Source organism: Nocardia sp. NPDC020380 (assembly GCF_044386975.1).
Lineage (GTDB): Bacteria > Actinomycetota > Actinomycetes > Mycobacteriales > Mycobacteriaceae > Nocardia.
Window position 1 is genome coordinate 652,737 of record NZ_JBIRVQ010000003.1, and the last position, 14,382, is coordinate 667,118.

The 14,382-nt window shown below is 67.8% G+C and carries 10 protein-coding genes; 5 read left to right on the forward strand and 5 right to left on the reverse strand.

Annotated elements, in window-relative coordinates; genetic code table 11:
* The first annotated feature begins 8 nt into the window (after positions 1-8).
* Positions 9-1,532: an FHA domain-containing protein gene (locus ACH438_RS10635; RefSeq protein ID WP_397003529.1), complete on the forward strand. Its 1,524-nt coding sequence runs from the start codon at positions 9-11 to the stop codon at positions 1,530-1,532.
* 200 nt (positions 1,533-1,732) lie between these two features.
* On the opposite strand, the gene ACH438_RS10640 is transcribed toward ACH438_RS10635, so the two are convergent.
* Together ACH438_RS10640 and ACH438_RS10645 are read right to left on the reverse strand one after the other, a co-directional pair.
* Positions 1,733-4,780 (reverse strand): FAD-dependent oxidoreductase, encoded by a 3,048-nt coding sequence (locus ACH438_RS10640; RefSeq protein WP_397003531.1) that lies wholly within the window; start codon positions 4,778-4,780, stop codon positions 1,733-1,735.
* A 93-nt stretch (positions 4,781-4,873) separates the two neighbouring features.
* Positions 4,874-6,754 (reverse strand): serine/threonine-protein kinase, encoded by a 1,881-nt coding sequence (locus ACH438_RS10645; RefSeq protein WP_397003533.1) that lies wholly within the window; start codon positions 6,752-6,754, stop codon positions 4,874-4,876.
* 248 nt (positions 6,755-7,002) lie between these two features.
* Here ACH438_RS10645 and ACH438_RS10650 point away from each other — a divergent pair, with 248 nt between their 5' ends.
* The 4 genes from ACH438_RS10650 to ACH438_RS10665 all read left to right on the forward strand — a co-directional run bounded on the left by ACH438_RS10650 (position 7,003) and on the right by ACH438_RS10665 (position 11,214).
* Positions 7,003-9,324: an FdhF/YdeP family oxidoreductase gene (locus tag ACH438_RS10650; RefSeq protein ID WP_397003535.1), complete on the forward strand. Its 2,322-nt coding sequence runs from the start codon at positions 7,003-7,005 to the stop codon at positions 9,322-9,324.
* Entirely contained in the window at positions 9,321-10,130 is an 810-nt protein-coding gene (gene fdhD, locus ACH438_RS10655) for a formate dehydrogenase accessory sulfurtransferase FdhD (RefSeq protein WP_397003537.1), read from the forward strand. The genes ACH438_RS10650 and fdhD overlap by 4 nt, the downstream gene beginning before the upstream one ends.
* A gap of 96 nt (positions 10,131-10,226) precedes the next feature.
* On the forward strand, positions 10,227-10,598 hold the full coding sequence (locus ACH438_RS10660; protein WP_397003539.1) for a nuclear transport factor 2 family protein: 372 nt from the start codon (positions 10,227-10,229) through the stop codon (positions 10,596-10,598).
* 88 nt (positions 10,599-10,686) lie between these two features.
* Positions 10,687-11,214 carry a hypothetical protein gene (locus ACH438_RS10665; protein WP_397003541.1) on the forward strand — a complete coding sequence of 176 codons (528 nt, stop codon included), beginning with the start codon at positions 10,687-10,689 and terminating at the stop codon, positions 11,212-11,214.
* A gap of 176 nt (positions 11,215-11,390) precedes the next feature.
* Here the strand turns inward: ACH438_RS10665 and clpX are convergent, their stop codons facing one another.
* The 3 genes from clpX to ACH438_RS10680 form a co-directional block, all read right to left on the reverse strand.
* Positions 11,391-12,674 (reverse strand): ATP-dependent Clp protease ATP-binding subunit ClpX, encoded by a 1,284-nt coding sequence (gene clpX / locus ACH438_RS10670; RefSeq protein ID WP_397003543.1) that lies wholly within the window; start codon positions 12,672-12,674, stop codon positions 11,391-11,393.
* 304 nt (positions 12,675-12,978) lie between these two features.
* Positions 12,979-13,647 (reverse strand): ATP-dependent Clp protease proteolytic subunit, encoded by a 669-nt coding sequence (locus ACH438_RS10675; RefSeq protein WP_397003750.1) that lies wholly within the window; start codon positions 13,645-13,647, stop codon positions 12,979-12,981.
* Positions 13,648-13,691: 44 nt separating this feature from the next.
* Positions 13,692-14,273 (reverse strand): ATP-dependent Clp protease proteolytic subunit, encoded by a 582-nt coding sequence (locus ACH438_RS10680; protein ID WP_397003545.1) that lies wholly within the window; start codon positions 14,271-14,273, stop codon positions 13,692-13,694.
* Between the last annotated feature and the right edge of the window lie 109 nt (positions 14,274-14,382).

Consider the following 14,382-nt stretch of genomic DNA (forward strand, 5'->3'; position numbering starts at 1 on the left):
AGGCGCGCATGGGACGCATACCGACCACTGTCGCATTGACGCGCGGGGACGGCCTGGTCGCGCGATTCGGAGCAGTGTGCATCGTGGTCGCGGGCGAAAGCCCCTCCACGGAACGGATTCTGGGCGCGGCCGAAACCGCGGCCACCGCCGCCGATCCGGGCGTGGCCATCGCCCAACGCCTGGCGGCGACGGTATTCAGCGGCGGCTCTGGACAGCCTCCCGCCTTCGGCGTGGTGGCGCCGACCGCGGGCGGCATCCTGGTGCTGCTGCACGGTCCCGTCCTGGCGGTCGTCGAAGGCCCGGAAGGCACGCGTCGACTCTCCGGCGAACGCGCCATGACCTGGGCCGACGAAATCATCCGCGACCCGGTGCGCCGCATCTCGGTGAGCACCGAAGGCTCCGCCGCCAGCTCGATCCCGCACACCGACCTGCGCGCGGGAGTGGCCTCCGCCGGCGGATTCGTCCTCCACGCACCCGCAACCGGGCTGAGCGGACGCCCGCGCAGACCCTCCGACACCAGCCCCGAACTCTATCCCCCGCAACCCTCCGCCGCCGACCTCACGCGCCGAGCCCCACTCCCCACCCCTTCCCACACCCGCTTCGGCTCCGAACCGATCCGCGTGCCTATCCAATCCCCCAGCGCCCCACCCCAATCCGGCAGGCAGGCCGGTGACCCGCCACCCGTCTACGACCGCCGAGCCGCCACCTTCCCGGTCGGCGGCACCGAAATGCCCCAAGCCCCCGCCGTGCAGGCGGACGACCCGCCCGCGACAGCGGCGATCGAACCGGGCAAATCAACGGATGCGGCGAAATCGAAGCCGGAGAAATCCGACGAACCGGCGCGGACACCGCGACATCCGGACAACCAGAGGTCGAGCAAGCCCGCCCGGGAGGGCCGCCCCGATCCGGAGGATCAACCACCCACCGCCGCCTTCGACGCCGAGGCCGCCGCCGCGGAGGACGATGGCAAGCAATCCCCCACGCCGGCACCACAATCCACGCCGGGCCCGCACCCCGCACCGCAACCCATCCCATCACATCAGTCGACGCCTCCACCGCAGTCCGCCCCGAGGCCGCAGTCCACACCGGCACCGCAACCTGCGCCGGCACCGCAGCCCTCGCAGGCATCGCCTGCCGAGCCGGCAGCGCGGTCCGCGGGCGCGGCACCCATGGAAACGGTCGCGTATCAGGCCGGAGCACTCGTCAGCCCGGACGGCGCGCGATATCCGCTCGATCGGCCATACGTGATCGGCCGCGACCCGATGATCGACGATTCGGTGCGGCGAGCCCAGGCCTCGCCCATCGTGATACCCCGCGACCGCCACGTCTCCCGCGTGCACGCGCATCTGACAGTCAGCGGCGCAACGGTTTTCGTGCGCGACGCCGGAACCCCCGGCGGCACCTTCATGGCCGCGCCGGGTGCCGCCGAGTGGATGCGCGTCGGACAGCGCCCCGTCGAACTCCAGCGCGGCTGGAGCCTGCGAATAGGCGAGCGCATCTTCACCTACCGCACCGACCTCGGCCCCGCCTGATCTCCCACGGACCGCAGCGCACGGACCTCGATCCGTGCGACGCCGGCGCCGCCGGACGGAACGATCAGCGGCCTCTTCGTCACGGCGTAGGTCGATCTGCCGCGCGCATCGGCCGCAGTCATTGCAGCGCGTGACAACTCGCGCGCATCGGCTGGATCCGCATCGCCGTGGAGGGCCATCACCGGCCTGCGCGGCAGGTGTTATCGGAGCGCGGACCAATCGCCGGCGTGGAGAGCGGGGCGGGCGGTGGGTGGGATGGGGGTGGCGGTGCGGATGGCCTGCTGAGCGGCGGCTACATCGGTGGGGTGGTGACCGAGGATGGTGGCGCCCACGGCGCGGTCCCTGGAGATTATGAGGCGGCGATAGGAGTGGGATCGGGGGACGTCGAGAACGATCACCTCATCGCCGGGGGCCGGGTCGACGCGGCCGATGGTGAAGAGTTCCAGGCCTACGCCTTTCAGGATGGTGGCGGGCGTTTCGGCGGTGAGGGGATGGTCGCCGCCCAGGGCATTGACGGCGGCCGCCTGGGCCTGGTCGGCGGCGATGGGCCAAAGGCCCAGGACCTGGTTGCGGTGTTCGGCTACATCGCCGGCGGCGTAGATGTGCGGGGCGGCGGTGCGCATGTGGTCGTCGACGAGGATGCCGCGGCGGACGGGAAGTCCTGCGCGGCGGGCGAGTTCGATATTCGGGCGGATACCGGTGGCCGTGAGGAACACCTCGCAGGGCAGGGTCGCACCGGATTTCAGGAGGGCACCTTTGACGCCGGGATCGCCCACGAGGCGGTCAGTTTCGGCGTGCGTGCGGACCACGATGCCCGCGCGGGCGAAGTGCGCGTGCACGAGCGCCGAGGCGCGTTGGTCGAGTTGCTTGCCGAGCAGGCGGTCTCCGCGCTCCAGGACGGTGACCTGCAGGCCGAGCTGGTGCAGGGCGTACGCGGCCTCGAGGCCGAGCAGTCCACCGCCCGCCACCACGGCGCGAGCGCACGAATGCCGTTGTGCGTAGGCTCGGATGCGCAGGGCGTCGGCGGCTTCGCGAAGTACGAAACTGCCGGGCCGATCCAGTCCTTCGATCTCGGGGAGGGCGGCGGCCGCGCCCATGGCGAGGATCAGGCGGTCGTAGGGCAGCACATCCCCGGTGCCGAGATGCACGCGCTGGGCGCGCGGATCCAGGCGAGTGGCAAGGGTATTGAGCCAGGGCGTGACCTGATGATCGGTATACCACTGGTCGGGCAGCAGGTGCAGGCCCTGCATGGCGGAACGCCCGTACACCAACCGGGAGATGCCCATCCGATTGTAGAAGCCGTGCGATTCCCGTCCGATCAGATGGATTTCGCAGTCCGGATGGCCGCGCCGGATGAAATCGGCGGCCGTGACGCCCGCGATCCCATTACCGATGACGACCACACTCACCAGAGCACGATCGAAATGCACAGGGGTGGCGGTATTTCCGCGACCGGGTTCCGGGGTGAGGGATACCCGGACCTCACCCCCGGTGAGCCGGGCACAGCACGCCATACGGGTGTTGTCCGCGAATCCGAGTCGCTGCAGCGTGTTCCGTTCATCGGCGGTGGGTTCGCACAGCCGGTCCGCGCCCTCCAGGACGGCGACCGGGTCCGCGCCGCACACGCCCATCCGGCAACCGGCCTCCACCGGCTGCTCACCCTGCTCGGCGATATCGAGCAGGCTCGCGCCGATCTCGGCGGGCAGACGCGCAGTACCGGGCTCGAACAGCACGGATGCCGCTGCGGCAACGGGCTTTTCCTGCGGCGCGCGTGGCCGGGGAAAGGGCAGCAGCACCGGCGCGGTCCGTGCCCCGGTGGTGAGCGCGTACTGCAGTTCGCTGACCCTGGTGCGGGCCAGGAACAACGCGGTCGCCACCAGCACCACCGCACTGATCACCCACCGCAGCCCCGGCGCCGCCACCCCTGTCACAGTGGTGAAGGACGCGGCGAGCACCGTGCCCCCGAACCAGTAGAAAGCGTTCAACGCCACCACGGCATACCCCGCCGACAGCATGGCCTGACTCACCGAGGTCACGGCTTCCACCACGAAGAACAACCCCACGGCGACCACCATCGCCAGCCCCAGCACCACGAACCGTTGCGGCAGCACCATATTCGGATTCCCCGCCACCACCACGAACCCGATGACGAACCCGGGCAGCGCCGCCGCGAACAGCTTGCGCGGCGCGCTCCAACCGCGGTCCGGGTCGGCGAGGTCGGCCTGATAGGCGGCGCGCGGTTTGAAATCGAAACAGTTCTTGGCGCATCCCACGCACGGCTGACAGTGATTGTTGGCCACGGTCACGAAGGGCGTCTGCCCGTACGCGCGCTGCAGCGGGAACAACGGGCAGATGCTGCTGCACCAGCCGCTCTTGCCCTTGAACGCCACCCCGCCCGCGAACGCGGCCGCGATGACCGCGGAAAGCACCGCACCGGTGGTGATTCCATTGCGATCCAGCCCCGCCAGCCGCGACCCGACAATGCCGAAGAACAACAACACCGCGATCAGATACCCGCGCTGCTGGAACCAATTCGGCACGGTCGCGGCGCGACTGAACCGCAGCAATCGCGGCAGCTGATTGGTGGCGGCCAGCGGGCACACATTGCGCCACAAACCCGGTGCGATGAGGAACAGTCCCGGCAACAGCGGCGCGATCACCTTGAAGAACACGAACAACCCCGCCGCGGGCCGCACGAACAGCAGCACGATGACGGTGAAATACGCCGCGATACTCACCACCCGCACGGCCTGCCACACCGGCAGCGGCACTCGCGAGGGCAGTTCGGTGAAGGCGGGGAACAGATTCCGGGTGCCGGTGGAGTCGATACCGAGGATGCGTTCGCTCCAGCGCACGCCGCGCGACGGCGGCCGGTCGACGGGTGGCGGCGGTGCGGTGGCGCCCTGGGTTCCGCGATACGTTTCGTCGGCGTCGAATTCGGCGGGTTCGGCCGTGGGTGTGTGCAGCACGATGATTTCGCTGCGGCCGAGGCGCACGACGTCGCCGGTGGTGAGCACCCGGCGTCCTGACAGGGTGAGGCCGTTGACGGTGGTGCCGTTCCGGCTGCCGAGGTCGACGACCGAGAGAGCGGTCGGAGTGGGGACGAGGCGCAGGTGCCGGCGGGAAACGCCGCTGTCCGCGAGTGATTCGTGGGCGCCCTCCCGCCCGAATATGAGGGGACCGTCCAGTTCCTTCCGTCGCGCTGGGCGACCCCATTCCCGTATCTCGATCAGTGGCCGCCCCACCATCTCCGCGCCCTCCCCTCCACGCCGTCACCCGCCGCCGATGACATTCCTCGGTATATCGGTCCACACCCCGTGTTGCGCAACGAACGACCAGATTCACCGAGCCGCGGGCCGCGCCCGCACATACCGGTACCGCCGGCCCACCCGACGGCAGCCGACCGCCGACACCACGCCGGCCCCGGCGCCCACCACCGCACACAGCAACAGCGCGACCAGTGTCGGTTCACGGCCGAACAGAATCCAGCTCACCCCCACCGCGCCGATGCCCAGCAACGCGGTGCTCACCGACAGCCCCACCGTCGCGGCCCGGCCCGCCCGACCACCGCACAAACCGCGCACGGACGCCTCGGCGTAGACGACGGCCAGGAGGATCAACAGCAGCACACCGACCGCCGTCACCGTGATGAGCGGCCGCTGCGCGGTATGCACCGGGAACCGGTAGACCGCGGTCGTGGATCCATTGCGGGACAAGGTGATCTCCGCTGTGACGTCACCGGCCAGCACATGCGGATCCAGCGGCACCGGCAGCGCGGTCGCGACACCCGGCCCGCCCGGCGACAAGGGCGTGCTCACATCGCCGATGTTCACGCCCAGCACATCGAGGGACAGCTCTGCCGAATCCGCGGTCGTGCCGTTCACCGAAAGCAGCACGGGCTCCGACAGATCCAAGGGAACCCGATCCACGCGCGCCGGATCGACACCGTTCACCTGGATCAATCCGATCGGCGGCGCGGCCCGCGTCGGCCCCACCCCCAGCCCGAACACCGCCACCAGGACCGCCACCACCGCCAGCACCGCGGCGATCACGAACGGCAGCCGCGGCGACGGGAGGGCCACCAGCCGCTGCGCCGGGACCAGGTCGTTCGGCTGCACGTCCACCAGCCGAATCCCGCCCTGCCGCAACGGCTGCCGCGGCCGCACCCGCGTGCTGCTCGGCTTGCTCGTGCCTTTCCCACCTGCCTGCGTCCCGGTAGGCAGGGTGCTACGAGGTTGTTCGGGGGGTGCGTCCGGATCCCGGGGCTGCGGCCGGCCGCCGCGGAAGATACCGGTGGCTGCGGCGACTATCGTGTCCGCGCCGAGGACCGGAATACCGACGGGCAGCAGCCAATTCGTGCCCCAGCAGTGTGCTGCGGCGTCAGCGAGGGAGATGCCGAAGGATTCGGCGGAGTCGAAACGCTCGGCCGGGTCGCGGGCGAGGCCGAGCATGACGGTCTCGGCGATCGGCGCCGGGACCGCCGGCGCCACCGTCGACAGCAGCGCCGGATCACCGTAGGCGTGGCCGAACAGGACATCGAGCGGGTCGGTGCCGGGCGGAAACGGCAGCACCCCGGCCAGCAGCTGATAGAGCATGGTCACCAGCGCGTACACATCGGTGGCGGGCGAAAGCGGCAGGCCGAGCAGCTGTTCCGGGGCGAGATACGCGGGCGTGCCGACGATTTCACCGGCGCGGGTCGCGGGCGTCTCGTCACCGCCGACGATCTCGGCGATACCGAGGTCGGTGAGTTTGAGTGTGCCGTTCGCCGCGAACAGCAGATTGCCCGGTTTCACCGCGCGATGCAGTACCCCGCGCCGGTGCGCCGCATCCAGCCCCGCGGCGGCCGACAGCGCCACCGCGACGGCCGCGGGCGCGTCGAAACCGGCTGTGCTGAACCGTCTCTCGACGGTCCCGCGCGACAGGTACTCACTCACCAGCAGGTACAGGCCTTCATGTTCGACGCACTCGTACACAGGCGCCAGATGCGGGTGTTCCCACGCCGTCAACGCCTGCCCGACCGTCTCGAATCGCTGCCGTACCGCGGCCTCGGCCGCGAATTGCGCAGGCAGTTGCTTGATCGCGACCCTGCGGCCCGATCGTCGCTGCCGTCCGGCCAGTACGACCCCGCATCCGCCACGCCCGGCCGGACGGTCGACGTCGTACTCCGGTAGTGCTGCCCGCACCCGGGCGATGTCCGCCTCGGTTGCTCCCCCGTCGGTCATTCGTACGCACCTCCACGCCGATTCCCTCGCTGGGTGAGTGCGCATGTTGCGGCGGGGTGCGCCTGGATGGTCATCCGGTGTGACCTCGCTGATTTCGATGGTAAGTCCGGCGGCCCGCCTGCGGGGCCATCCGGTTCAGGCGTTACCCGCTGGATGCCGTGTGCAACATTCGTGGCTCCGGCGAAACCGGACATACGATCGAAGGGGTCCGCCCGGACAGCTGTGCGTCAGAGAGGACAATGGTCACCATGCATCGCGCCGCCCCGAAAGCCGATATCGACGAATCCGCGCTCTCGGTCACCACACCGAAAACGCAGGCGGCGGGGGTCAAGGCGGTGACCGTGGCCCTGGAACGGGCGGTCGAGGAGATGGGCGTGCTGCGGACCGCGCGCACGCTGGCGCGGGTCAATCACCGCAATGGTTTCGACTGCCCGGGCTGCGCCTGGCCGGAACCGACCGGTATGCGGCGGCCGGCGGAGTTCTGTGAGAACGGGGCCAAGGCGGTTGCCGAGGAGGCGACGCTGCGGACCGTCACACCCGAATTCTTCGCCACGCACTCGGTCGAGGAGCTCGCCGGAAAGTCGGGGTACTGGCTCGGCCAGCAGGGGCGGCTCACCCACCCCATGGTGCTGCGCGCCGGCGATACCCACTACTCGCCCATCGCCTGGGACGACGCCTACCGGATCATCGCCGACCAGCTGCGCGAACTGGACTCGCCCGACGAGGCGCTCTTCTACACCTCCGGCCGCACCGCCAACGAGACCGCCTTCCTCTACCAGCTACTCGTCCGCAGTTACGGCACCAACAATCTGCCGGACTGCTCCAACATGTGCCACGAATCCTCCGGCGCCGCACTGACCGCGTCCATCGGCATCGGCAAGGGCTCGGTGTCCATCGACGATTTCAAGAAGGCCGACCTCATCATCGTGGCCGGGCAGAATCCGGGCACCAATCACCCGCGCATGCTGTCCGCGCTGAGCGAGGCGAAAGCGCACGGCGCCAAGGTGATCGCGGTCAACCCGCTGCCCGAGACCGGGCTCATCGGCTTCCGGGACCCGCAGACGATCAAGGGCTTCACCAGCGGCACCACCATTGCCGACGACTTCCTGCAGATCCGGCTCGGCGGCGATATGGCGTTATTCCAGGGGCTCGGCAAACTGCTGTTCGAGGCCGAGGACCGGGCGCCCGGCACCGTGATGGACCGCGCCTTCGTGGACGCGCACACCGCCGGATTCGCCGAATACGAGAAGCAGATGCGGGCGGTCGACCTCGCCGTGGTCGAGGAGGCCACCGGGCTCACCCGTCCCGACCTGGATCGGACCGCGGCGCTGCTGGCCTCGTCCAAGGCCGTGATCATCTGCTGGGCAATGGGTTTGACGCAGCAGGTGCACGGCGTCGCCACCATCGAGGAGGCCACCAACCTGCTGCTCGTGCGCGGCATGATCGGAAAGCCCGGCGCGGGCGTGTGCCCGGTGCGCGGGCATTCCAATGTGCAGGGCGACCGCACCATGGGCATCTGGGAGAAGATGCCGGACACCTTCCTCGACGCGCTGGACAAGCGGTTCGGCATCAGCAGCCCGCGCGAACACGGCTGGGACACCGTCGATTCCATTCGCGCCATGCGGGACGGGCGCGCCAAGGTGTTCTTCGGCATGGGCGGCAACTTCGTCTCCGCCACCCCCGACACCGATGTCACCGAGGCCGCGCTGCGCGCCTGCGAACTCACCGTGCACGTGTCGACGAAACTCAACCGCAGTCATGTCGTGCACGGCCGGACCGCGTTGATCCTGCCGACCCTGGGCCGCACCGACGATGACCTGCAAGACGGTGTGCGCCAGCAGGTTTCGGTGGAGGATTCGATGTCCATGGTGCACCTGTCCACCGGCCGCCTGCAGCCGGTCAGCGATCAGCTGCGCAGCGAGGTCACCATCGTGTGCGAGCTCGCGCAGGAACTGTTCGGTCCGGCACATCCGGTGCCGTGGGCGGACTTCCGCCGCGACTACGACCGTATTCGCGACGCCATCGCCGATGTCGTGCCCGGCTGCACCGACTACAACGCGAAGGTGCGCGGCCGCAACGGTTTCCAGCTCCCGCATCCGCCTCGCGACGCCCGCGAATTCCGGACCAGCACCGGCAAGGCCAATTTCGCCGTCAACGACCTGCACTGGCTGCCGGTCCCCGCGGGCCGCCTGATCCTGCAGACCCTCCGCAGCCACGACCAGTACAACACCACCATCTACGGCCTCGACGACCGCTACCGCGGCATCCACAATGCCCGCCGCGTCGTACTGGTGAACCCGGAGGACATCGCCGAACTCGGTTTCGCGGAAGACGATCTCGTGGACCTGATCTCGGAATGGACCGACGAGAAATCCCCCGACGCCGCTCCCCAGGAGCGCCGCGTCACCGGTTTCCGCCTGGTCTCCTACGCCACCCCCCGCGGCAATGCCGCCGCCTACTACCCCGAAACCAACCCCTTGGTGCCCCTGGACCACGTGGCCCGCCGCTCGAACACGCCCGTCTCCAAGGCCGTCACCATCCGCCTGGAACGGCACGTGCACACCGCATGAGCAGAGTCACCGCCCGCCGCCCCACCCTGCGCATAACCCCCGCCGGCGCCATCCAACGCCCCGACACCCTCGCCGTCGAGGAACCCCTCGAAATCCGCACCGCCGGAAAGTCTCTGACGGTCACCATGCGCACCCCCGGCGCCGACATCGACCTCATCCACGGCTTCCTCCTCACCGAAGGCCTCATCACCTCCCGCGAGGACATAGTCACCGCCCGCTACTGCGCCGGCACCGACGAAAACGGCCGCAACACCTACAACGTCCTAGACATCCAATTCCGCCACCCGACCCCCATCACCCCCCGCAACTTCCTCACCAACAGCGCCTGCGGCCTCTGCGGCAAAACCGCCCTCGACGAAGTCCGCACCCGCCTCCCCCACCCTCTACCCGATCCGACTCCACTGATAGACGTCGATACCCTCGCGAAACTCCCCACCGAACTACGAGCCCGCCAGCAAGTCTTCGACGCCACCGGCGGCCTACACGCCGCCGGCCTCTTCACCCCCGACGGCACCGCCCTCGCAGTCCGCGAAGACATCGGCCGCCACAACGCCGTAGACAAGGTAATAGGCTGGGCCCTCCGCGAAAACGCCCTCTCCCCCAACCTGATCCTCATGGTGAGCGGCCGAGCCTCCTTCGAACTGGTCCAAAAAGCCGCCATGGCCGGCATCCCCCTCCTGGGCGCAGTCTCCGCCCCCAGCTCCCTAGCCGTAGACCTGGCCACCGAAACCACCCTCACCCTCATAGGCTTCCTCCGCGGCAACACCATGAACATCTACTCCACCCCAGACCGCGTAAAGCGCTGAGATTCCCGGTCTCGGAGAGTGGGGTCGAGGGGGATTTCGGGGATGATCGGCTGCTAGGGTGCGGGTGGAACGGGTTTCAATTTGTTGGGAGTTCTCATGGCAGCGCAGCCTCGTGACGTGGCGGAACAGTATGTGAAGTTGGTGGGGTCGGGGCCTACCGAGCAGATTCTTTCGCTGTATGCGGAGGGGGCTGTGGTGGAGGATCCGATCGGGAGTGCGGCTCGGGTGGGGCATGACGCCATTCGGGAGATGTACGCGACGTTGGAGAACCTCGAGCGGAGCACCGAGCTGCATGCGGTGCGGTCGGCGGGGAAGCACGCGGCGGTGTCGTTCACGCTGGTGACGAAGTTCGGGGACAAGCAGATGACGTTGTCGCCCATCGACATCATGGAATTCGACGACGAGGGGAAGATCGTCAGCATGAAGGCCTACTGGGGGCCGGACGATATGCGGATGGAAGACATCTGACGACGTAGCGCCGGGCGCGGGCTCTTGCCCGGCGCCCGCCGCCGCTCTACGGTGACTGCAAGTCGAGCCGGGAGAGGTGGGAGGGCCGATGCGGATCTCGTTGCGGGGCACGGGGGATGGCGTGCACGTGCGGATGCGGCTGGAGATGAACCGCCGGCGGTGGGTGGCGCTCTGGATCATGCTGGGAATACTCGCGGCCCAGGCGATCATCATCGGGCTGTGGGCCATCTTCGGGCCGATGTCCTTCTATGACAATTTCCCCGGATTCGGGGTGCACTGGGTGAGCGTGGACGGCCCCTACAACCATCACCTGACCGGTGACGTGGGGGCGTTCTTCCTCGCCATGGGCGTGATGACCGCGGCCGCGCTGTGGTTCCGCGACAGTGTGGTGGCCCGGATCGCGGGGCTCGGGTGGGTGGTGTTCGGGGTGCCGCACTTCATCTACCACCTCTTCCACCGGCCCGCCGACCTCGGGACGACCAGTTTCGTCTGCAGTCTCATTGGTGCGCTGGCGCTTCCGGCGCTGGGCCTGGCCTGCCTGCTGGTGGCGCCGCGGGAACGCATCCCGGTGCCCGAGCCGGCGCCCTTCACGCTGAGATTCCCCCGCCGCCGATGAATTCCGGCCCGCGGCACCGTCGTAACAGGTGAAGTCCACGCACCGATTTCCGGAGTAGCGGAGCAAAAGATTCAAAGGCGAATCCGAGGATCAACGGCGATCCCCACATCAGCTCTGACAGGCAAAGAAAAACGGCCCCGCGAGGATCTCGCAGGGCCGTTCGTCATAGCGGAGGGTTACGCCGACTTCTCGCGGCGCTCCGGACCGGACTGACGCTTGCGCGGCACGATGGTCGGCAGCACATTGTCGTTGACGGTCTCGGCGGTCACGACCACCTTGGCCACGTCATCGCGGCTGGGGATGTCGTACATGACCGGCAGCAGGACTTCCTCCATGATGGCCCGCAGGCCACGCGCCCCGGTGCCGCGCAGGATCGCCTGGTCCGCAACGGCTTCCAGCGCGTCCTGGCTGAATTCCAGGTCCACGCCGTCCATTTCGAACAGCCGCACGTACTGCTTGACGAGCGCGTTCTTCGGCTCGGCCAGAATCCGGACCAGGGATTCCTTGTCCAGGTTGGTGACCGAGGCGACGATCGGTAAGCGGCCGATGAACTCGGGGATCAGACCGTACTTGATCAGATCCTCGGGCATCACGTCCGCGAAGTGATCGGCGGTGTCGATCTCCGACTTCGAGCGCACCTCCGCACCGAAACCGATGCCGCGCTTGCCGACCCGATCCTGAACGATCCGCTCCAGCCCCGCGAACGCACCCGCGACGATGAAAAGCACGTTGGTGGTGTCGATCTGGATGAACTCCTGGTGCGGGTGCTTGCGACCGCCCTGCGGCGGCACCGACGCCTGCGTGCCTTCCAGGATCTTCAGCAGCGCCTGCTGCACGCCCTCACCGGACACGTCACGGGTGATGGACGGGTTCTCCGACTTGCGGGCGATCTTGTCGACCTCGTCGATGTAGATGATGCCCGTCTCGGCGCGCTTCACGTCGTAGTCGGCGGCCTGGATCAGCTTCAGCAGAATGTTCTCGACATCCTCACCGACATAACCGGCTTCGGTGAGCGCCGTGGCGTCCGCGATCGCGAAGGGCACGTTCAGCATCTTGGCGAGCGTCTGCGCCAGATAGGTCTTGCCGCAACCGGTCGGTCCGAGCATGAGAATGTTGGACTTCATCAGCTCGACGGCCTCGCCGCGCGAGTCGCGGCCCTTGTCGCCGGCTTGAATTCGCTTGTAGTGGTTGTAGACCGCGACCGCCAGGGTTCTCTTGGCCGGGTCCTGCCCGATCACATACTGCTCGAGGAAGTCCCGGATCTCCTGCGGCTTCGGCAGCTCATCGAGTTTGACCTCGCTCGATTCCGCGAGTTCCTCTTCGATGATCTCGTTGCACAGGTCGATGCACTCGTCGCAGATGTACACCCCCGGTCCCGCAATGAGCTTCTTGACCTGCTTCTGGCTCTTTCCGCAGAACGAGCACTTGAGCAGATCGCCGCCATCACCGATGCGCGCCATCTCCTGGGTCCCTACTTCCTTGTCCGCGTGCAACCGTCTGTCCCCGGCTGCCGGCGAGCTGCCTTCTTCGAGCGTAAGCCGCGACCCCTGAGTTTGCGGATCCGGCGATTCGGCTTTTTCTATCCAAAGGCAGAGCCGACAACCACGAGCAAAGGTCCCTAGAGTGACCGTACCCGCTGTACGCGACCGAGGTCGACAAGTTGGGCACGTTTCTCGACGGACAGTGTGTGTTCTCACCCCTGCCGCAGGTGGCGGGACCCTTGACGATCCCGCCGCCTCGCGAACTTCCTGCGCGCCGTGCGAACTACTTCTGAGCGCTGAGCTTGCGGTACTCGAACACCGTGTCGATGAGGCCGTAATCCTTGGCCTCGTGCGCGGTGAGGATCTTGTCGCGATCGGTGTCCTTGCGGATGACATCCGCGTCCTTACCGGTGTGCCGCGCCAGCGTGGTCTCCATGAGACGACGCATGCGCTCGATCTCCGCGGCCTGGATCTCCAGATCGGAAACCTGACCCTGGATACCGCCCGAGGTGGACGGCTGGTGGATCAGCACCCGGGCGTTCGGCAGCGCGGCCCGCTTGCCGGGGGCGCCCGCGGCGAGCAACACGGCGGCGGCCGAGGCGGCCTGGCCCAGGCAGACGGTCGCGACATCGGCGCGCACGTACTGCATGGTGTCGTAGATGGCCATCAGCGCGGTGAAGGAACCACCGGGCGAGTTGATGTACATGGTGATGTCGCGGTCCGGGTCAAGGGATTCCAGCACCAGCAGCTGCGCCATGATGTCGTTCGCGGAGGTGTCGTCCACCTGCGCGCCGAGGAAGATGATGCGCTCCTCGAACAGCTTGTTGTACGGGTTGGACTCCTTGACGCCGAAGCTCGAGTGCTCGACGAAGGACGGCAGGATGTACCGCGATTGCGGCAGCTGGGCGCCGGCGGCGGCGAAGGTGATGCCCGCGGCCCGCGGATCGATCATGTTGGACATAGATGTCTCCAAAGTCTGTGTGGTGGGCTGCGGACCTAGTTGCCGTTCGTCTGGCTCGCGTGCGACACGACGTTGTCGATGAAGCCGTAGTCCAGAGCCTCAGCCGCGGTGAACCAGCGGTCGCGGTCGGCGTCGGCGGTCACCTGCTCGACGGACTTGCCGGTGAACTGCGACTGCAGCTCGTTCATCTCACGCTTGGTGTAGGCGAACTGCTCGGCCTGGATGGCGATATCGGCGGCGGAACCACCGATGCCGGCCGACGGCTGGTGCATCATGATCCGCGCGTGCGGCAGCGCGTAGCGCTTGCCCTTGGTGCCCGCGGCGAGCAGGAACTGACCCATCGACGCAGCGAGACCCATACCGACCGTGCGGATATCGCACTCGGCAAACTGCATGGTGTCGTAAATGGCCATGCCGGCCGTCACCGATCCACCGGGCGAGTTGATGTAGAGCGAGATGTCCTTGGTCGGATCCTCGGCCGACAGCAGCAGGATCTGCGCGCAGAGCCAGTTCGCGATGTCGTCGTCGACCTGCGTGCCCAGGAAGATGATGCGGTTGCGCAGCAGGCGCTCGTACACCGAATCACTGAGGTTCAGACCAGCAGTCCCGGATGTCATACGCACCCCTGCCTGATGAATTGTCACGGATACCTGCCCTCTCTCAACGGCTCGGTTACAAGCCCCTACTGATCACTTCGGAAGTTCCAGCGCTGACACAAACCCTAAC

Bases quoted from the DNA above. Each gene is read 5' to 3' on its own strand.
- clpX (WP_397003543.1), bottom strand. From the start codon at position 12,674: ATGGCGCGCATCGGTGATGGCGGCGATCTGCTCAAGTGCTCGTTCTGC.
- ACH438_RS10640 (WP_397003531.1), bottom strand. From the start codon at position 4,780: ATGGTGGGGCGGCCACTGATCGAGATACGGGAATGGGGTCGCCCAGCG.
- ACH438_RS10680 (WP_397003545.1), bottom strand. From the start codon at position 14,273: ATGACATCCGGGACTGCTGGTCTGAACCTCAGTGATTCGGTGTACGAG.
- ACH438_RS10650 (WP_397003535.1), top strand. From the start codon at position 7,003: ATGCATCGCGCCGCCCCGAAAGCCGATATCGACGAATCCGCGCTCTCG.
- ACH438_RS10645 (WP_397003533.1), bottom strand. From the start codon at position 6,754: ATGACCGACGGGGGAGCAACCGAGGCGGACATCGCCCGGGTGCGGGCA.
- ACH438_RS10660 (WP_397003539.1), top strand. From the start codon at position 10,227: ATGGCAGCGCAGCCTCGTGACGTGGCGGAACAGTATGTGAAGTTGGTG.
- fdhD (WP_397003537.1), top strand. From the start codon at position 9,321: ATGAGCAGAGTCACCGCCCGCCGCCCCACCCTGCGCATAACCCCCGCC.
- ACH438_RS10675 (WP_397003750.1), bottom strand. From the start codon at position 13,647: ATGATCGATCCGCGGGCCGCGGGCATCACCTTCGCCGCCGCCGGCGCC.
- ACH438_RS10635 (WP_397003529.1), top strand. From the start codon at position 9: ATGGGACGCATACCGACCACTGTCGCATTGACGCGCGGGGACGGCCTG.
- ACH438_RS10665 (WP_397003541.1), top strand. From the start codon at position 10,687: ATGCGGATCTCGTTGCGGGGCACGGGGGATGGCGTGCACGTGCGGATG.